Source organism: Neobacillus notoginsengisoli, from assembly GCF_003515685.1.
In the GTDB taxonomy this organism is placed as follows: Bacteria; Bacillota; Bacilli; order Bacillales; family Cytobacillaceae; genus Bacillus_D; species Bacillus_D notoginsengisoli.
Window position 1 is genome coordinate 31015 of record NZ_QWEG01000003.1, and the last position, 18504, is coordinate 49518.

At 38.6% G+C, this 18504-nt stretch carries 19 protein-coding genes and 1 pseudogene; 13 read left to right on the top strand and 7 right to left on the bottom strand.

The features are described 5' to 3' along the window. Window positions 1–719: 719 nt before the first annotated feature. Window positions 720–1145 carry a DUF3995 domain-containing protein gene (locus D1B31_RS04765; protein WP_118919619.1) on the bottom strand — a complete coding sequence of 142 codons (426 nt, stop codon included), beginning with the start codon at window positions 1143–1145 and terminating at the stop codon, window positions 720–722. Window positions 1146–1336: 191 nt separating this feature from the next. Here D1B31_RS04765 and D1B31_RS23865 point away from each other — a divergent pair, with 191 nt between their 5' ends. From D1B31_RS23865 to D1B31_RS04780, 4 genes are all read left to right on the top strand, one after another. Further along, complete coding sequence (locus tag D1B31_RS23865) at window positions 1337–1519, top strand: hypothetical protein (RefSeq protein ID WP_142922564.1); 183 nt, start codon at window positions 1337–1339, stop codon at window positions 1517–1519. A gap of 177 nt (window positions 1520–1696) precedes the next feature. Then, entirely contained in the window at window positions 1697–2260 is a 564-nt protein-coding gene (locus tag D1B31_RS04770) for a dihydrofolate reductase family protein (RefSeq protein WP_118919620.1), read from the top strand. Between the two features lie 220 nt (window positions 2261–2480). Next, window positions 2481–2942, top strand: coding sequence for an Imm26 family immunity protein (locus D1B31_RS04775; RefSeq protein WP_204562990.1), 462 nt, complete (start codon window positions 2481–2483; stop codon window positions 2940–2942). Window positions 2943–3065: 123 nt separating this feature from the next. Beyond that, complete coding sequence (locus tag D1B31_RS04780) at window positions 3066–3365, top strand: hypothetical protein (RefSeq protein ID WP_118919621.1); 300 nt, start codon at window positions 3066–3068, stop codon at window positions 3363–3365. 537 nt (window positions 3366–3902) lie between these two features. On the opposite strand, the gene D1B31_RS04785 is transcribed toward D1B31_RS04780, so the two are convergent. Then, window positions 3903–4400: a hypothetical protein gene (locus D1B31_RS04785; RefSeq protein WP_118919622.1), complete on the bottom strand. Its 498-nt coding sequence runs from the start codon at window positions 4398–4400 to the stop codon at window positions 3903–3905. 292 nt (window positions 4401–4692) lie between these two features. Between D1B31_RS04785 and D1B31_RS04790 the strand changes: the two genes are divergently transcribed. Then, a complete protein-coding gene (locus D1B31_RS04790; RefSeq protein ID WP_118919623.1) occupies window positions 4693–4971 on the top strand; it encodes a hypothetical protein in 279 nt (92 codons plus the stop codon). Between the two features lie 615 nt (window positions 4972–5586). On the opposite strand, the pseudogene D1B31_RS04795 reads toward D1B31_RS04790, so the two are convergent. After that, window positions 5587–6825, bottom strand: a pseudogene (locus D1B31_RS04795) (IS110 family RNA-guided transposase). A gap of 579 nt (window positions 6826–7404) precedes the next feature. Here D1B31_RS04795 and D1B31_RS04800 point away from each other — a divergent pair. Continuing rightward, window positions 7405–8817: a PQQ-dependent sugar dehydrogenase gene (locus D1B31_RS04800; RefSeq protein WP_118919624.1), complete on the top strand. Its 1413-nt coding sequence runs from the start codon at window positions 7405–7407 to the stop codon at window positions 8815–8817. 238 nt (window positions 8818–9055) lie between these two features. On the opposite strand, the gene D1B31_RS04805 is transcribed toward D1B31_RS04800, so the two are convergent. Then, window positions 9056–9646: a hypothetical protein gene (locus D1B31_RS04805; protein ID WP_118919625.1), complete on the bottom strand. Its 591-nt coding sequence runs from the start codon at window positions 9644–9646 to the stop codon at window positions 9056–9058. Between the two features lie 304 nt (window positions 9647–9950). Here D1B31_RS04805 and guaC point away from each other — a divergent pair, with 304 nt between their 5' ends. Then, the gene (gene guaC, locus D1B31_RS04810; RefSeq protein ID WP_118919626.1) at window positions 9951–10934 is read left to right on the top strand and encodes a GMP reductase; all 984 of its coding nucleotides are present in this window, start codon (window positions 9951–9953) and stop codon (window positions 10932–10934) included. Window positions 10935–11107: 173 nt separating this feature from the next. Continuing rightward, on the top strand, window positions 11108–11431 hold the full coding sequence (locus tag D1B31_RS04815; RefSeq protein ID WP_118919627.1) for a hypothetical protein: 324 nt from the start codon (window positions 11108–11110) through the stop codon (window positions 11429–11431). 105 nt (window positions 11432–11536) lie between these two features. On the opposite strand, the gene D1B31_RS04820 is transcribed toward D1B31_RS04815, so the two are convergent. Then, window positions 11537–12424, bottom strand: a complete 888-nt coding sequence (locus tag D1B31_RS04820; RefSeq protein ID WP_118919628.1) for a VOC family protein — start codon at window positions 12422–12424, stop codon at window positions 11537–11539. A 232-nt stretch (window positions 12425–12656) separates the two neighbouring features. On the opposite strand from D1B31_RS04820, the gene D1B31_RS04825 reads away from it, so the two are divergent. The 3 genes from D1B31_RS04825 to D1B31_RS04835 all read left to right on the top strand — a co-directional run bounded on the left by D1B31_RS04825 (window position 12657) and on the right by D1B31_RS04835 (window position 15479). Then, the gene (locus tag D1B31_RS04825; RefSeq protein WP_240035174.1) at window positions 12657–14192 is read left to right on the top strand and encodes a DUF4145 domain-containing protein; all 1536 of its coding nucleotides are present in this window, start codon (window positions 12657–12659) and stop codon (window positions 14190–14192) included. A gap of 109 nt (window positions 14193–14301) precedes the next feature. Then, window positions 14302–15120 (top strand): nucleotidyltransferase domain-containing protein, encoded by an 819-nt coding sequence (locus D1B31_RS04830; RefSeq protein WP_240035175.1) that lies wholly within the window; start codon window positions 14302–14304, stop codon window positions 15118–15120. 83 nt (window positions 15121–15203) lie between these two features. Next, window positions 15204–15479 carry a hypothetical protein gene (locus D1B31_RS04835; protein WP_240035176.1) on the top strand — a complete coding sequence of 92 codons (276 nt, stop codon included), beginning with the start codon at window positions 15204–15206 and terminating at the stop codon, window positions 15477–15479. 18 nt (window positions 15480–15497) lie between these two features. On the opposite strand, the gene D1B31_RS04840 is transcribed toward D1B31_RS04835, so the two are convergent. Beyond that, window positions 15498–16217: a sulfite exporter TauE/SafE family protein gene (locus tag D1B31_RS04840; protein WP_118919631.1), complete on the bottom strand. Its 720-nt coding sequence runs from the start codon at window positions 16215–16217 to the stop codon at window positions 15498–15500. A gap of 334 nt (window positions 16218–16551) precedes the next feature. Further along, complete coding sequence (locus D1B31_RS24085) at window positions 16552–16737, bottom strand: hypothetical protein (RefSeq protein WP_158587457.1); 186 nt, start codon at window positions 16735–16737, stop codon at window positions 16552–16554. A 416-nt stretch (window positions 16738–17153) separates the two neighbouring features. Between D1B31_RS24085 and D1B31_RS04845 the strand changes: the two genes are divergently transcribed. Together D1B31_RS04845 and D1B31_RS24090 are read left to right on the top strand one after the other, a co-directional pair. Beyond that, on the top strand, window positions 17154–18350 hold the full coding sequence (locus D1B31_RS04845; protein WP_118919632.1) for a hypothetical protein: 1197 nt from the start codon (window positions 17154–17156) through the stop codon (window positions 18348–18350). Then, the gene (locus tag D1B31_RS24090) at window positions 18343–18504 is read left to right on the top strand and encodes a hypothetical protein (protein ID WP_158587458.1); all 162 of its coding nucleotides are present in this window, start codon (window positions 18343–18345) and stop codon (window positions 18502–18504) included. The genes D1B31_RS04845 and D1B31_RS24090 overlap by 8 nt, the downstream gene beginning before the upstream one ends.

Here is an 18504-nt window from a genome sequence, read left to right on the forward strand (position 1 = left end):
AATAGTCATTTTTCTATTTCACATAAGGTTAATTTAAAGATAAGATAAGCATTAAATCAAAATATAGTATCTTATCTAAAATTAACCCCTAAAGAGAAGGAAATGGATTTTATAAATTTAATAACTTGTACAAAAAAAGCGATATTAGAAGTCGAAGTAAAAGGTCCTGACATCAATCGAAAGGAAAAAATTATTGATTGGGGCTTGTGGTTACCATACGAGAAGATAGTTAAATACCCAGACCAGAGAAAGCCATATATAATATATAAAATTCTATTTTGATGCCCTAGTAATTTTATTTGAAAGGTACGGAATAGAAGAAGAGGATGAAATAAAAATTGACTTTTCGGATTTAAATTTAGATTAACACCTCTTACCTCTTCCTTAACAAACAGAGTTAATCCAGGAAAGATGAACCGCCTTTTTGTTGAATTCCTTATTGAACATACGGGGCAGTTTAGCTTAATAAGAAGAAGGATAAATTTCGGGTAAGCCCTCCTCTCTTTTTATAAAAATGAAAAAACGCCTAGTGGCGTTTTTGGAAGAGAGTGCTATTCATTTGAACCCATATTCTGTACATTTTTAGCGACCTTATTAACGGCATTGGTTTGTTGCATCCACGATATTCATTGCAGCGTTCTCAGTTGTTTCTAACGCACTATGGGCAACTTGAAATGCCGCATCCGTAGTGTCCTTTATTCCTTGAGATTGTCGAAATCTCATATAAATGATGCTAGCAAAAAAATGAGACTAATCCATACACAAAGAGGTGAATAGAAGGCGGTATCTTGTTTTGCAAATTTAGTATGTTGGATTTTCTTGAAAAAACCTACATATTTTCCTTCACCAATAGCACGTAATAAGAAAACAATTCCTCCAGCTATACAAAGCCATTTTGAGAGGGGGGAGGATTTGATGACTGCAAAAAAATCTATTTGAACTAATAGCAGAACAGATGCAAAAAAGCAAAGTGATCCGATAAAAACTGTACCTAACATTCTTGGTTGTAAAACTGGTAATTTACTTTCATCTTTAGTTGGAAGAGCCGCTTTTACTCCCCATCTTCCACCAAATGCCCAAAAAACGTGTAACATACCAATAATTATAAATATTAGAGAAGTTATTCCTATTAAAATCTTTATCAATTTACCACCTCTTCTGTATGTTATCGTCCTCCGTATCTAAATTGGTCATATCATTAGTACATTCATTTTATTGCATTTTATTCCAATTAACTAGATGTTTTTAAATTTATTTCCTGTTTCCTGGAGGGTTGTTCAAATATAGATTAATGCAATTTTCTTGAATCCCTTATTGAACAAACGGAGCTGGATAGTTGAATAAAAAGAAAACACATTTTTATTATTTATGGCTAATGGCATTGGTAATAGCAATTAGTGAACCAATAATAAAAACAATCGTTTTAACTCCGTATGTATTTCTATTCTTAGGCGCAGCTTGTTTGGTAGGAGGAATATCTCAATTTAAAGAAGTTGTCAGTAAAGGAAATCTTAATTAACCAACGGATGCTTTAATCCAAGAAGGATTACCCACCTTTTTTGTTGAATTCTTTATTGAGCAAACTGGGGAGAATACTTCTAAAATTTATTAAACAAAAATAGATGTTTCTTTGTTCAACTTCAGAATGGGCAGGCCCTGGTCACGTTGGAAACTGAAAATTGGAGGCGTTATTGAAATGGCTAAACTGATCTACCCTATTAACGTATCTTTGGACGGTTATATGGAGGACGAGCGCGGCAATCTCGAGTGGTCGACCTCCGATGACGAGGTGTTTGCGTTCTGGACTGACTTCCAGCGGCCGATTGGCACCTACCTATACGGGCGTGGAATGTACGAGTCGATGGTGTACTGGGAGACGATAAGCGCCAAAAAAGGCGATCAACCGGAGGAAATGTGGGAATTCGCGCAGATCTGGCGAACGGCTGAGAAGATCGTGTATTCCCGGACGGTTCAGGCGGTTTCAAGCGCCAGGACTAGGATTGAGCGCGAATTCGATCCTGATGTGATTCGGAGGCTGATAGGGTCTTCAGAAGCCGACATTACGATTGGTGGCCCCGAGCTTGCCGGGAAGGCGATGAGCGCGGGACTGATCGACGAGTGTCATCTGCTTGTTAATCCGATTGTCTTGGGTGGAGGTAAGCGAGCATTGCCGGACAACCTACGCATGCGGCTCGAGCTGCTCGGTGAGCGCCGCTTCCGATGCGGCGTTGTTCATCTTCACTACCGTGTGATCGTCTGATCCCGACGCTAGAGTAAAATTCAGAAGTTACAATTTCGAGCTTACAAAATCAACTGAAATTACAAAAGCCGGAAGTTATGAGCGTCTTCCATATTTATACTAACGGGTGCGTTGATCCAGGAAGGATCAACCGCCGTTTTTGTTGAACTCCTTATTGTACAAACGGGGAAGGTTAGCACAAGAAGGAGAGACGAGTCAAAACGTAGAACATATTAGCAATATGTTGCGGGAATGGGTGATTTTAATGCGAGGAGAGAAACGTATCCGAATCAAAATTGGGGATGTATATGCTATACCATTACCTAATGGCAAATATGCTTTCGGTAGAATATTTAAAGATGGTGGAATTGGTATTTATAAATATATCGGAGAAAATATTGAAGACATTCCAAAGGTTGAGGAGTACCAATTTATTGTTGGTATATATGAATATGTTCTAAAGTCAGGAGATTGGACAGTTGTAGAAAATCGCCCTTTTAAAAGTGATGGAGAAGCATTCCCACCTCCTTTTTGTATCATTGATAGTATTTCAGGTGAATATTCCATTTACCAAAAAGGTGAAATTCGAAGTGCAACAAAATCGGAATGTGAAGGATTAGAGGTAGCGGCAGTTTGGGCGGATAATCACATAATAGATAGGATTATGGGCGACGATAAATGGCACAGAGATGATAAAATATAATATTTCTTTGTTCCAGTAACGGGTGCGATGTTCGGAAGGATATCCGCCCTTTTTTGTTGAATTCCTTATTGTACAAACGGTGCAGGTTAGTTCAATAACATAGGTAAAAGAAAGGACAATGAAATGAAAATTCCAAATGAGTTAGACGGTGCAAAGGTAATTCAATATACAAATAACGTTCCATCTAATGACTATGGTATTGTCTTATATGAAGAGGAAAGCACTAAGAAAGAAGTCAAAATAACTGGGATAGCAATCGCTAAATACGAAGACGCAGAGGGTTTCAATCTTTTTTCTTGTGACTTGAACTGGCAGGTAATTGGTGATTACTTCTATTTTACCTTAGTTGAAGCAATAAATGAGGCGTGCGACGGTTTTGGTGTTAAGAGTAATGATTGGTGTTTGGTCGATAAGCAATCTTAAGCTAACGTGGCAGTTTAGTAAAAGAAGAAAAAATCCTTAATAAGTATTAAACACTAAAATTCTGCATTTAGGAGGAATGTAAAGGTTGATGAAAAGTTTGAAAATTTATTCAGACGTTCCTTGATTGCTTACCATGAGTGTACCGATAAAAAATATGCAAAAGTATTGGAGAAGATAACAAATGATCTAATGGATAATGCACATGAAAACGGTTTTGTTTATGAAGTTTCCCTGATATAACTCGAATCAAATAATTCGCAGAAATCTTTTTAAAACATCTCGACGATACGATCGACCGATTTCACATAAAGGATTATGACTACAGAGATCAGGATATCAAAAGGAAACACAAAGATTATTTTCGCAAGACTTTTCGATATATAAAACGACAAAAGGCTTGGAAAAAAGGATAGAACACGAGCCGATACCACATCTTCTTTTGGTACAACCAGCATTTCCTAACCTATTTTTCCTCGATGAAATTGTTTGATATCCTCTTTTTATTTCAAATAGTACGCACCTAGCTGGGATTGTGTATCAATCATCATCATAATAACTCCTTCTCCCAAGTATCTGGTTAGCTGCATAATCAATATCAGCACCTAGCTGGGATTGTGTATCAATCGCAGCATCCAGTGAATCCTGATCGCCTGATTCTTGATAAAAAACAATGGATTCCAAGGAATCAGGTAACTCCAAGATTGCGTTTCTGTAGATAACAGCAAAATCCTTAAGTTCCGAATCGTCGGCTGGAAGAGGAAGGGTTTCCATTTGCTTGGTCGATTCCCTTAATTCCTTCAGTGCGGTTTTATATTCTACTTCAAAGTTTTTATTATTCATGAAATCAATAGTAGCTGCAGCTGCTATTTTAACAACTTCCCTATGAGAAAAGTGAAAATCGACAAAGGATTTCATATACTCAGAATCTCCAACTACTTCAGGTTCAGGTTTTTTTATTTCTTTTACGGTTTTATTTACATTGCAGGCCGATAAAAATAAAACAATAATAAAAAATATAACATTAAATTGTTTCATAGATACCCTCCTAAAGTGTTAATAAAAGGACTGTAAATATTTTCCCTTTAAAGTAATTAAGTAAACATTTTAAAAGGGATCCACAATTTAAAGAAAACTCGACAATAGAAATTTGAAACCTTTTCCCAATATGATCGTATTGAAACTAAAATCATAATAGTAGGAGGCTGAGGTAATGTTGATAAAAATGAAACAATGTGATGTTTATGCTCCTTAATATTTTTTAGCAAAATTTTGTTTATAGATAAGGTTTGTTGGTTTTAACAAATATTTGCTTAAAGAAAGGATAATTATGTCTAAACTCTCAAAAGCATTTAATGAATACTTTTATGCTTGGGGCGATAATGACCCTAATAAAAAAGTTTTGAGATACGGAAAATTTGTATCTTTAAAACAATTGCATGGATATGACGATCATGTATATTACAGACCACGTAGGCAAATGGCAGGAACGGTAATCATTTTGGGTGGTGTAGGTCTATTTGGGGCGAGTGGATATGGTCTATATAAAGGTGTCTCTTACCTCAAAGCCAAGTACGATAAAAGAAAGACAGATAAAGAAAATCTCTAGCCTATTTTAGACTAGGGATTTTCTTAATACTTTTTTCTGAAAGATTAAACACTATCGTAAGTATGATCTCGTTATAAGCATATATAGGAAACATAGTTGTGGCTGCGAGGTTGTTATTTAAGGCTGTTTTTTAAAAGGTTTTTGTTATCAAGCTTAGCACTGAAAAAACGTTGATTTTAAACTAACGGGGGCAGTTTAGTTGAAGAATAAAATGGGGGTTTTTGTGTCGCATTTGACACAAAATGCGACGGTAACGAAAGGGTTGAAAAGAAAATGAACGATACAGGTAAATCAGTAGCTAGAACGGGTATTACATTCGGTTCAGCGTTGGCAATCGCAATATCTTGGAGTTTACACAAATCAATTTTATGGGCATGTATTCATGGTTTTTTTAGTTGGTTTTATGTAATCTATTATGCTTTTACAAGATAAACTTGATGCACATTTCGAACATAATGTGTAATAGGTATTTATTAAACTAAACCAGCTAATAGTTTGTCAAGATTTTTCATTTAAATAGATTTTTATACTGTGCTATTCTAAAAATAAGCATGCCAAATAACCTTCCGTTTTGCCGAATTGGAAGGTTTTGTTGTATTTAGTTAGATATTGTTCCTAAACATTATCTTGGAAAATGCTCTTTCTTTTTAGTAAGGCATATATCCAATAAAGAAGCTTATTTACGCAGGCTATAACAGCTACTCTGAAGGATTTTCCTTCTTCGCGTTTCTTGTCGTAAAACTCTCTCAGTCTCTTATTACGTGGAATAATCATGTCAGTGGTTTACTTTTTACGGGCGTCCCTGATGCCACTTTGAACAGCCATGTATAAGGCGTGACGGAGTCTACTGGAGCCTCGTTTGGTAATCCTGTTTACCGATGCAGTAAATTTACCAGAAGAGTACACACTTGGATCAACGCCTGCGAATGCAACGAGTTTTTTGGCATTATCAAACCGATCTATTTCCCCAATCTCAGAGATAATCGTTGCCGCGATTTTTTCTCCGATTCCAGGGATAGATTGGAGTAGTTTATATTCTTCAATTTCTTTAGCGAGGGCATCTATTTCTGCTGATAACTTTGATAGATGCTCTTCGTATTGAAGAACAATCCTTATCAGTATCTCCATGTTAAAGATATGACTCTGATACAGATTTCTTTGGAACGGGTTCCTAAGGGCTGCCTCTCTTAGTTTCTGTGCCTTTTCTGTTGCCCAAAGTCTTGAACGACTTTTACATATTAAATTTATATTCTCGGTGATATCATTTTCACTGGCACTTAAAACGGCCTCTGATGTTGGATATTCAAGTAGGGTGAGTAATGATACCTTTGAATACAAACTCCCAAATACCCCTCTGTACTCGGGGAATACCTGATCCAATAAAGTATGAAGCTGGATCTTTGTTTTGGCCGTAATTTCCGCAAGACTTTCTTGTTGTCTCGTCAAATTTCGAAGGTCCAAAAGCTGTATGCCGCGTTTTTTATAAGGCTCCAGCTCCTCTTTATAAAAGAGTTCACAAAGGTGATAAGCATCTGCTGCATCTGTCTTTACCTTCCGTAAACTAGAACTCTTGGCCCTATGCGAGATAAGAGGATTAACAATGATATATACATACTTGTGTTCCTCCAAAAATTGAATGACTGGAGTATTATAATGTCCAGTTGATTCCAAAACTACCGAAGGTTGATGACCAAGTGCTGCCTTTTTAACTTCATTAAGGAATTCTAATAAGTTCCCCAATCCTTCGAAGTTGTGAGTAATGCTAAAGCTTCTCCGATAAGGCTTCCCCTTATCTAAAAATGCCTGGACCTGACTTTCTCCTTTTGATACATCCAGGCCTACGACTGGATTCATGCTTTTCTCCTCCTAAATCTCAATTTGTCGGTATCCCCTAAGGCTTCTTGTAATGTCATAGGTTCGCTTGTTAAACGGGATCATTGTCCCAACCAGCCTGAAACATGTTTATACAAGTAGGGGGTGAACAGTTTAGCTGACGGGATTTAACCCACGGGTGCGACGTTCTACCCCGACTACCGATATATTAAGACCCAAAATAAAAAGGTCAACCAGAAATATCTGGCTGACCTTATAATACGAACGGGTGCTTAAGTTAAACATCGTTATAATTAATTGAAGGATAGCCTGGTTCCTTTACGGAGCTAGGCTATATTATTTTCCCCAAGACAAATAGCACCGCAAAAACGGTGCAAATTGAATTACATTTTACTTTACATATTTAGCTGAAAATTCACGTGTTGCGATAGGTAACGGAACCCGTTATCCGAATGTGGCAGCCCTTTTATTGATGTTTTATTGCTCTGTTTTTCAAGTTCTTATACAATCCGCCAGCTCCTCCAGCCTGTTTAGGTACTTATAAAACAGTCTTATCCATAAACATATAAGAGAAAACAATGAGAAGGGGGGCGAAGTCAATTGTTGAAGGTTAAGGTTGGTTTACGGCCCGTTGCAAGCCGGTTGAATTTAACTACTGTGTTAAAAACGGCTATCCTTCCTGGTGAGTCAACGGAACGATTATTTATTGCTACCCAGGTGGGAGAGGTCTTTTATGTAGGAGATTCAAGTATAAGGAGTTTTTTAGATATTCGCTCGCGAATTATAAAACTGGGTACCTTCGAACCAGGGGTTTCTAGAGGGGGATATGATGAGCGGGGATTGGTGGGGCTTGCGTTTCATCCGCAATTCCAGTCTAACGGTTTGTTTTATCTTCATTATTCAGTAGCTGGAACACAAGGTCCAGGGGCGCTTCCTGGATCTTTTCAGCCTGACCCTTGCAAACCTGAAACCCTAAACTTAAGGTGGTTAAATCGAGAAACGCAATATGACCATATTGATACTGTTGAGGAATGGATTTTGCAATCGAATGGGCAGCCACAAAAACGACGGACATTACTTAATTTAAGGAGACCTTTTTTCAATCATAATGGGGTCAATAGCTTAAATTTTTCGCCTGAAACAGGAAAACTTGTTTTGACAACCGGAGATGGCGGGGCAGGCTATGACCCATTTAATTTAGCACAGGATGATTTGGAAGTCGCCGGGAAAATCATTGAAATCGATTTAAGTAAGAATACATTTATCAATAATCCACCTGTGGTTACGCGTTTTACTGAACTTCCCGTACCGATTCAGGAAACGCTGACGGTTATGGCAAAAGGGGTTCGCAATATACCAGGTATTTCATATCAAAGGTTTTATCAACACTATCTCAAATATGTAGGAAATGTTGGCCAGGATTTGGTCGAGTCGATTTTTTCATTCTTAACATATAAACCAACACCAGTTACTCAACTTGTTCAAGGTTCATTCGGGCACGAGGGATTGGTTAACATTGGCTGGCGGGGGTGGGAAGGGGCTTTTCCTACCCCGATTGTCAGAAGCTGTGCGCAAAATCAGAACTTGAATCAAAAAATAATGGTTTATTACAATGAAGCAGTCGCTCTGTCAGGGAGCCGTCTTCAGCCTTTAACTAGTTACTTTCATCAAGATGCCCGTCCCGATAAGTTTGCAGGTACCGCGCTTACAGGAGTGCAAGCCTATATGGGGAGTAGTATTCCAGGTTTAACAGGAAGCGTTGTGTTTACCGATCTTGCCCGGAAAGATTCCCAGCCTCATGTGAGAGGGGCTTTAGCTTATACGAAAGTAAGGCCAGATGGGAGACAAAATGATTTTAGCGTCATTCAAACCGATTATGACTTTGGGTCTCAATCCGCTTATTATGTTAGCTTAGGGACGAATCTGGATCAAACTCGATTATTTTTAGGGGTTTATGGGTCGATGAGGGTAGCTGATCTGAACCAAGGGACTGTTTTTGAGATCGTGCCGTGATTATAGTGAAACCAGATTAAAACCATGAGTACGTATCCGCTTTAGTTAATAAAAGAGGGAAGCAATAAGGGGAGTCTCGTAGAATCACTAGAGAGTAAAAGACTGTCGACAAAACCGGGGAAATCCGGGCTTGTCGACAGAATTTTTATATGAGGCGTGAATTTCAGACGGAATGGATGAAATGCTAACCAAAAATACACAGTTGAATCGTGTAAGTACCCATATCATTTTATAATTTTCATTCGGCCTTCAGCTTCTCGAACACTTCTTCCGTCAGCGAAAAAGGGGTTGCTGTAAATATTGAAAATACTCCAAGCATGTATAAAAAGACGGCGAGTCCAACATTCTCATCAACTGATTGAAATCGTAGAACTGCCATGATTGCAATACCAATGATGATAATTCCAGCTAGTGCTGTCGGCCACATGACAAGTTGCTTTATCTTTCGCGGATTCACAAAGATTTTTCCTATTCTCTCTTTCAAAAGATGTCCCAATAGGAAAAGTAGCAGTGTACCAATGAGTACTGGCCAGAAAGCTGGCGTCACATAGCTCATTCTCACAAAAGGCATTGTCGTGTAAATCGAGAACCCGATCAGCATCCAGTACGCTTGGATGGAATAGTAACGCTTCGTGTCATGTTTGTATCGATTCCACATCGTTAGTACACGGAAGACCAGTAAAGCTTCTACACTTAGATTAATGGCAAGCCAAAAGAAAAAACCGTCTTCCGGCATGGAAGCTCCCACTATTAAAAAGAGATGCAAGCCAATCGTAAATCCTAGTCGTTTCTCCGCAACCGGTTCGGTTTCATTGTTTTTTGCTATCATTGGTCACTCACTCTCCTTTGTTTTCCCCTTAACTCAATGATAGCAAGAAACTTCGCTCCCCGCTATTTCTCCTACGTCTATGGTGTTAATTTTTTCATTTATATATTTTCCTATCTGGAGCAAGCCCCTATTTCGACTGAACAAACAGACCTGGATGCATTGCATGCATACAATAAATTAACGAACGTTCTAATTGGTTGACAGAAAAACGTTCGTCTATTAAACTAATAATTGTGCTTTTGGCATCAGAAATGAGATGAAAACCTGTTTTATTACTATACGTATGAAAAGGGGACCTGTCCAAATGGATACTGTTTTCGATTATGAAGATATTCAGCTTATTCCAGCAAAGTCGATTGTAAAAAGCCGTTCTGAATGTGATACATCTGTAGAGTTTGGCGGACGTAGGTTTAGGCTGCCAGTCGTACCGGCAAATATGCAAACGATTATTGATGAGAGCCTGGCCATCAAATTGGCAGAGAACAACTATTTCTATATCATGCATCGTTTTCAGCCGGAGAAGCGAATTGATTTTGTAAAAGATATGAGGTCCCGCGGTTTATATGCTTCCATTAGCGTCGGGGTAAAAGAAGACGAATATCGGTTCGTTGAGCAATTGGCGGAGGAACAATTAATTCCTGAGTACATTACAATTGATATTGCCCACGGCCATTCCGAATCGGTCATCAATATGATCAAGCATATTAAAAAGCATCTTCCTGAAAGCTTCCTGATTGCAGGCAATGTGGGTACTCCTGAAGCCGTTCGTGAACTGGAAAATGCGGGTGCGGATGCAACGAAGGTAGGAATTGGACCTGGTAAAGTGTGCATCACGAAAACTAAAACAGGTTTCGGCACAGGAGGCTGGCAGCTGGCTGCGGTAAGATGGTGTGCCAAAGCGGCGAGCAAACCGATTATTGCCGACGGCGGTATTCGTACACATGGCGACATTGCAAAATCTGTCCGCTTCGGAGCTTCAATGGTCATGATTGGTTCACTTTTTGCGGGCCATGAAGAATCACCTGGGGAAACAATTGAAATTCACGGAAAGCTTTATAAAGAATATTTCGGTTCGGCTTCCGAATTTCAAAAAGGCGAAAGAAAAAACGTCGAAGGCAAAAAAATGCATGTTGAGTTTAGGGGATCGATCAAGGATACTCTCGTTGAAATGGAGCAGGACCTTCAATCATCGATTTCGTATGCTGGAGGCAACAAACTATCCGCCATCCGCAACGTCGACTATGCGATTGTAAAGAATTCAATTTTTAATGGTGATAAGATATATTAAGCAATAGGGAAAAGCGCTTAATGATGTAAGGAAAAAGCCCAAGTTCTTCTTATGGAGAATTTGGGCTTTTAACATTTTAAATTATGAAAAGATGCAGCAAAAAAGTAATGCTCTATGGCCGTTAATGGGCATACTACCATATAGTTGAGTACCTCAATGTTAGGAGGACAGCGATGGCTAAGAAGAGCGAACAAACGACTGAATCGGCGAATAAAGATAAAGTCGTTCAATTGCCTGATCATCAGCAAACTAAGGATGAAACTGCCGAACTAACCAGGATGCTTGCGGCAGTATTGGACTATCTATCTGACGAAACACTCGAGGTAATTGATATCGATTATCTTTTTGAAAATACAGAGGGTCTGAAGGATTGGTGGAATCATTACCAGGAAAACAATCGGAAAAAAATTGAGGAAGAAATCAAGAAATCTCTCGGTGATCTATCTTTGGAAGACCTGCAGAAAATCCGGGAACAGATAAAGAAAAACAATGGATAGAGCCATGGACAATGAATCGAACTTCATAATAAAAGCCTAATCCCTCCATACGTTTGACGAGGAATTAGGCTTATTATTATCCGCAAACATGCTGGACAAGGAGAACTATATTTCTAGTCGAGCCTTTTCCAATGCCGCAATTTCAATTTTCTTCATTTTGTACAGCACTTCAGTCACTCTCTTAATTTCCTCTTTTGATCCTTTAAACATGACTTCATCCATGTTTTCCGGAACGATCTGCCATGAAACGCCGAATTGATCTTTTGCCCATCCGCACTGTTCTGCCTCAGGTACTTTAGAAAGCTTATCCCAGAAGTAATCAATTTCATCCTGATTTTTGCAGTTTATGATGAAGGAAAAGGCTTCGTTAAAAGTGGAGACTCCACCAAAGGCATGATCCATTGCTGAAAAATGAAGACCGCTAAGTTTGAAGTCGGCATAATTCACTTTTGCCTTAAGGGACGTTGCTTCTCCTTCTTGATACCTGCTGATTGATCCTATACTGGAATCTTCGAATATTTCGGCATAGTACCTCATTGCTTCCTCGGCTTTCCCGCATACCTCACTTGAAAAACGGAAGTTCGGGGTAATTTTTTGAACCGTTTGTTCTTCGTCCATAAGCATCAATTGCCAGGACAGTCCGAACCGATCCTGACCCCAGCCATATCTTTTGCTAAAAGGATATTCTCCCAACGGCATGAATTCACTGCCGCCATCAATGAGAGCATTCCATCTAGTATTTAGTTCTTCTATCGATGAACATGCCACGAATAAGGAGATGGTTGGATTTAACTTAAAGTAGGGACCCGCGCTGATTGCATCAAATCGTTGTCCCGCCAACTCAAAGCTCACATATTCCGCGTCATCTCCAGTAGGGGTTTTTCCAAGGCTTCTCACATTCAAGAGTTTAGAATCGTCAAACAAACTAATGTAGAACATTGCGGCTTCTTTCGCTTCTTTGTCATACCAAAAATGCGGAACTATTTTTTGCATAGCGGTCTCCTTACTGTTCCTATATTTACCGGCAATTTTTGATGCCAGCATTATAACTATTATAATTGGTAGATCCAAATCATCGCAAAATTGGGAAGGGGAAGTCCCGCAATGTTTCGAGTTCTAGTCGCCAACATTTTTTGAAAATTGACGCTCGTGTTGTGGATAATTTTGTATAATGAAAGTAGATAAACTAGGTAATTAAATACATAGAGAAAATAGGGGTAATGGAATGGACAATCAATCGTATTTCTATCAATTTTTAGAGTCGGATTCCAGGGAGCTGGCGCTTTTGGCGAAGGAGCTGGAGAACAGCCTTTTTACGAGTCCCCGAATGATGCTGACGCACTCTAGAGTGTTTATTGAAACGATTTTGGAAAAGGTGATGGAGGCAGAAGGAATTGAGGAGTTGCCACGCATTGGGTTGAAGGAGAGGCTTGATCTTTTGGATGATCGGGGCTATTTAACCTATGAAATCCGCGATGCCCTCCACAACGTGAGGAAATTGGGGAACCAGGCCTCGCATGATGCGCGGATGTTTCGGTTTTCTGAAGCTTTGCAGTCATGGGAAGCGCTATATGTGATTGTCAAATGGTTTGTTGAGGTTTACGGCCCGGTCGATATGAATATGCCAGATTACCGTGATCCATCACCGCGGCAGGAGAGGGCCTTTGATATGACAGAGCTTGAGATCAGGCTGAAGGGCCTTGAGGAACTATTAAGGAATAAGCCTTCGGATTATGGTGAACTGGAAAGCCAGAAAGAAGTGGCTGCTGCAGCCGAAGTGATCGAGAAGGTGGCGGAAGCGCCAGGCTTCACGACGATACGGACACTCGCTTATCAAGGAAAGACGCTGGATGTTCCGTATTTTCTTCGTGATGCATTCCTGCTTCCACAGCGGTTCGACAAATCGGAAACCTTTCTAATCAGGCTTGGCGCCGAGCAGGAAGCAAGGATCATGAGCGAGCTGCAAACGAATCTTGAAGGCCTTCATAAGAAGGTAAAACGGTACTCGGCAAAGAATGATGAGATCTTTTTTGATGAGCTGCGGGGGTTTATAGAGGAGGAAAAGATTCGCAGGAATTTGACGGTGAACAGGCCTGGGGAACTGTTTTTCTTTTTCAAAAAAGATCATCTTGTTGTAACAGAGGAGCTTGCAAAAGTACCGTTGGATTCCGATGAATTCAAGGGAATTCCTAGTCTGTTAAGGCAGCTGAATGAGGATCAAATAGAAACGGTAGGGGAGCTTCCAAAGGAACTTGTGATTCTCGCAAAATATGAACATGTCGGGATCGGGACAGTTGAAAAGTTATTTGAACAGCTGAAGTCCAAATTGAACGAAAAAGCCGTCGCCATGAATGCCGAGGAATCCGCTGAAAAAGAGAGAAGAAGCCATAAAAAGTGGGAATCGCTGTATGTGAATGTTACCCACGGGGATGTAAAGGCTGTCATTCGCGGGGAAAGCATCTCGTCTATTTGGAAGGCTGCCCTCGGCTGGATGGAAGATAGAAGATTGCCTTTGCATGAACTCGTGAAAGAAGGCATCACACTCGGATCGACGGATGCGGGGCAGCGCTACGCGATTGCGCTTGAACCAATCCACAAGGACAACAAACATTTTGCCCAGCTGCACACCTACAAATCCGTACTGTCTGGCGAGGTCTATTATCTGGAAACAAAAATTAACCCGAGATCCGGCTTGGAAACGCTCGGGAAACTATTAAAGCGGTTGGGGGTTGAGGTAGATATTCCGCTGTTGAGAGAATAATAGATGGCAGTGATAGCATTTTCAAATTTTGAATTCGTTCCTTATTAACAGTGTGATTACCATTTTTTAAAGGAGCTGGTTAGAATGTGTGGGATTTGTAAGTAGGCATTTGGAAAGAGATTTGAAGTTACCTGAATCACGGGCTATTCTTTTGAAAAACGCCCTGGATGACTTGACCGCTGACCCTGATGTACTGGCTATATACCAAGGAGGTTCATTGGCAAAAGGGAACTTTGATCATTATTCCGACATTGATTTGCATACTATTGTTTTGCCCGAAAAAAAGAATTCTTTTGTTAGAGAAAAGAAGGAAAGGGCCAAAAACTGGGGAGAGGTTCTGTTTTATGAAGATTTCCATCCTTCTTCGCCTGTCATTGTTACACATTATTCTTCCTTTGTAAAGATAGATAGCTGGTATCATTTTCCGGAAGAAATTAAGCCCTCGATTTGGCTAAAGGGCTGTGAGGTTCTTTACGACCCAAAGAACCTTATCGGAGAGATCATAAAAGAGTCAACTGCAATCATTTATAAACCGTCAACTGAGGAAGTGCTTTTTTGGAGGGGAAAGGTTCTCGCCTTTATCCATGAAACCTACAGAGCGGTTATGAGGGAAGAGTTCTATTATGCATTAGCAAACCTAGATAGAATACGTTGGCTGGTTGCGTCTGGTTGGTATATGAAAATGGATCAACACTTGGATAGCCCATATGGCGTTTGGTCTAAAATTGAAGGCAAAAGAAGCAAGTTAGCCGAATGGCAGCAGTCTTTGTTGTCTAGCTGGGATTGTAGCCGCAATGCCAATCAAATTATGATGATGTTGGTAAGGATGATCCCTGAAATACTACGACTTAATACTTGTTTGAGTCTCAAAGTGGACCTTTCTCCTGATCATGATCAGATGGAAAGAATAATGAAAATGGTTTATTAGGGATGAGTCCGGGGAGGATGGAAAATGGTCAGTTTTGCGGAAAGAAGCTCGTATTTTGATCATATGGTCAATAGTTCTAATGTTTGAAACTTATCAGAAGTAAAATCATATTAACGAAAAGGATAAGCAACTCCAACAAAAAAGTTATAAGAGAAAGAGGTACTGCGGATATGGAGAACAAAAAATGTCTTAAATGTGGTGGTACTGAATTCGCAGAAGGTACAGATTTTATACCCATTAAACCGAGCAAAATGTCTATGAGTGGCGGAAATAAAATTTACACATTTTGTTTAAAATGTGGAGAAGTTGTTTCAATCCGTATAGAAAATACAACTATTTTCAGAAAGAATAAGGGTTGAAATTCAAATAATTATTTTTTATAAGCTAGTTATTAGTAAATAAACGCCTGTAAATATTAAAATAATGTATGTAATAATTCGAAATGTTTCTTGATTAATCCAATTAAAAAATAATTGTCCTAAAACGATTCCAGCGAAAAGGGCAGGAGTAGCCAAAATTGAATTTACCCATATCTCTTTATTCGTTCCACCAAACATTATTTGCATCACCAAGCTAGCAAAGTAAACAAAAAGATAATAAGCCAAAGTCGTACTACGTAAGGTCACCTTATCAATTCTAGCTCCAGAGAAATATAACAACAAAGGTGGACCAGGTACACCAATACTTGTTGTTAATAATCCCGAAATTCCTCCTGCTGTAAAATCTCTATTTCTCGTTCGATTTAGTGTCAATTTAAAAATAAGAAGTAATGTTAATATTATAATAAGAATACCTACAGCGATTTTTAATATTTGAATATCTAAAAAAAGATAAATAAAAATACCGAAAAGTAATCCTACAATACTGCCTTTAATCAATCTAATTAATAAAGATTTATCTACTTCTTTTCTAATTTTAAAAATCATAAAAGCTGAAAGACAAATAGATAGAACAATATTAATTTGAATCGCTGTATGAACAGGATAAATTAATAATAAAAAAGGGGTACCTATAATAGAAAAGCCATAACCAGTACTTGTCTGCAAAAGTGAAGCCACAAGTACAATTGAAACAAGTACAATCAAATCTAATGTCATATAATTTTCACCGCTCTTCGAACTAATATAAGGTAGGCTTATTCAACAATCTGGCCCGATTCGGAATAGAGTAAATGGAGCTTTTACTACTTGTTTAGACAAAATAAAGAGGTTAAGTTTAACCGCTTAAAAGGGGTTGATCATAGCCTCTTTACTATCTTAAATATCCAAAGTCTTTTATTTGAAAAATGTAAACTTTGCCAAAGAGCTCAATCATGTTATCTTCTCTCGTAAACCACCATTCAAGTATATCTGCTCCTTGCTCAGCAAAGAATGCTTGGATATGATCTAAACACTTGTTAAATTCTTCTGTAAAATGAACTGAAACTATCGGTTACTTTCTATTGCCATGCCGCGCCTCCTTTAATTCTCTTGCGGCATAGCGTTTCATTTCCGGATTGTCAAGAAAACGTTGTATCGATTCCTTTAGTTCAGGGTATTCTTCAATTTCCTCTGACAAGTTATTGGGTTTTTCATATAATGATGATGAATCGTACCTCCAACGAGAAAAGCTTTCCATCCTTAACAAACATTGCGGAATTTTTACCGTTCAAAGCATTCATGATTTCTTCTATCACGTTTTTGCTTAATGCCCTCATTATTCATCACCTCAAAGGTACCGTTTCTATATTTCCCTTCATGATAACACAGGGGTAGCCGGGATATCACATCATAATAGAACAGGCGACTGAGAAATAATTCGGATATAGATAAAACCACTGTGGAAATTCTAAGAGCTGTTTAAAAAAGACCATTGTTTTAAGGTTCTTATTCCACTACCCTCAAGTTTAAATATAGAGGTGAATATGGACGGAGAAAAATCATATACAATCTTTTGAAAGCAATCTTGTAAATTCTACTAAAATATCGCACTATTAGATTAGAAAAACAGCAGCGTGTATCCTCTCAATTTATGATATAAGGGGAAGAAAATGAATGGTTGATATTAGCAAAAATTATCACAGTCGCTTATTAGATATGAGTAAAGCTTTTGACAAGCCGATAGAGCGGCTAAAAGGTGGCCATGTAGATTCGAGATTTACAAGTTGGGTTGTTTGCTTACTATTGGCTCCTTTTAGGCAATATGCCCGGATAATAAAAGTACATGAAGGGTTAAAGAAATTCTCGGCAGAAAGCTTAACAGCTTTGACGATACCGTCCTCTACACTTTTGGCAACTGGGGTTAACTGGACCCTTGGAAATATCAATAATTTAATTGAATTTGTAGGGGTAGCAACAATTGGTTTTTTGGCGGGGTATATATTCTCCTTGCTAATCTATTTCACATACTTACTGGATTTTTATAGTGATCACTTTCATACCGGAGCTTACAAGGTTTTCAGAAGACAAGAGTACAATATGTTTAAAATGGCCCTCTATGATAAAGAAGGGGAATTCTATTTCAAAGGCGTATATGACTATGTGGGGAGTATGCAAGCAGGTAGAGCTGAGTTTAACGATTTATCGGATAAGATGACCGATTATTTCGAGAAGGACAAAATGCAGCTGCAGACCAAATACGCGTTGATTCAGAATAGATATCACCGTCTGGAGAGGAAAAGTGAAGAGAAAATTAACGAAATTGAAGGTGCTTATAATTCTTTGATACAGGATTATGATATTATCGTGAAAGATTTATCTGCTGGTGCTGAATATGTCATTGAATTAATTAAACACATTAACAATGTTTTATTTCGATTGAGAAATGAGGAGTTCACTAGCAAGGACCTGGACTTGGTATGTGGGTTTACATTGTATGAACAAAGGGGTAAAGAATTACATAAAATTGAGGATGTTGGAACTTCCGGCCGAACACCAAAGGTACTTAATATTGACGAACCTCAATATCAGGACTGGGGTGTAGTCAAAGTTGTTAAAGACAAAATGAAACAACCAGTCATTAATGAACCTTATGATAACCATACAGTGGTTTCAGTGAAATTGAATATTGATAGAGATAAGATTTGGATCTATAATTTTCATTTTGACTCGGACAATAAAAAAGTTAATTACTTGTTGGTAAAAAATGATATAATAGATTCAAGAGAAGTGTACAGATTGATCCATGCGTTATGTTTAATTGCAGAGCGTATGCGAAACAGTACCTTAAAGGAGGCGAATAAACATGCCTAATACTGTGCAGGTCATTGAATTTAAATCACAGAAAGATATCAATAAAGAACGTCAAGAAAAGTTAGATCAAAGGAAAGCGGAACTTCGCCGTCGAATAGATGCAATTAAAAGCAACCATCAGCCGCCTAAAGATAAGGTCTATAGTAAGAGGTAA

What these genes read in the sequence shown, in the direction of transcription:
- D1B31_RS04770 (WP_118919620.1), top strand. Translation starts at nt 1,697, where the DNA reads ATGGCTAAACTGATCTACCCTATTAACGTATCTTTGGACGGTTATATG.
- D1B31_RS04775 (WP_204562990.1), top strand. Translation starts at nt 2,481, where the DNA reads ATGTTGCGGGAATGGGTGATTTTAATGCGAGGAGAGAAACGTATCCGA.
- D1B31_RS04780 (WP_118919621.1), top strand. Translation starts at nt 3,066, where the DNA reads ATGAAAATTCCAAATGAGTTAGACGGTGCAAAGGTAATTCAATATACA.
- D1B31_RS04785 (WP_118919622.1), bottom strand. Translation starts at nt 4,400, where the DNA reads ATGAAACAATTTAATGTTATATTTTTTATTATTGTTTTATTTTTATCG.
- D1B31_RS04790 (WP_118919623.1), top strand. Translation starts at nt 4,693, where the DNA reads ATGTCTAAACTCTCAAAAGCATTTAATGAATACTTTTATGCTTGGGGC.
- D1B31_RS04805 (WP_118919625.1), bottom strand. Translation starts at nt 9,646, where the DNA reads ATGATAGCAAAAAACAATGAAACCGAACCGGTTGCGGAGAAACGACTA.
- guaC (WP_118919626.1), top strand. Translation starts at nt 9,951, where the DNA reads ATGGATACTGTTTTCGATTATGAAGATATTCAGCTTATTCCAGCAAAG.
- D1B31_RS04815 (WP_118919627.1), top strand. Translation starts at nt 11,108, where the DNA reads ATGGCTAAGAAGAGCGAACAAACGACTGAATCGGCGAATAAAGATAAA.
- D1B31_RS04820 (WP_118919628.1), bottom strand. Translation starts at nt 12,424, where the DNA reads ATGCAAAAAATAGTTCCGCATTTTTGGTATGACAAAGAAGCGAAAGAA.
- D1B31_RS04825 (WP_240035174.1), top strand. Translation starts at nt 12,657, where the DNA reads ATGGACAATCAATCGTATTTCTATCAATTTTTAGAGTCGGATTCCAGG.
- D1B31_RS04840 (WP_118919631.1), bottom strand. Translation starts at nt 16,217, where the DNA reads ATGACATTAGATTTGATTGTACTTGTTTCAATTGTACTTGTGGCTTCA.
- D1B31_RS24085 (WP_158587457.1), bottom strand. Translation starts at nt 16,737, where the DNA reads ATGGAAAGCTTTTCTCGTTGGAGGTACGATTCATCATCATTATATGAA.
- D1B31_RS04845 (WP_118919632.1), top strand. Translation starts at nt 17,154, where the DNA reads ATGGTTGATATTAGCAAAAATTATCACAGTCGCTTATTAGATATGAGT.
- D1B31_RS24090 (WP_158587458.1), top strand. Translation starts at nt 18,343, where the DNA reads ATGCCTAATACTGTGCAGGTCATTGAATTTAAATCACAGAAAGATATC.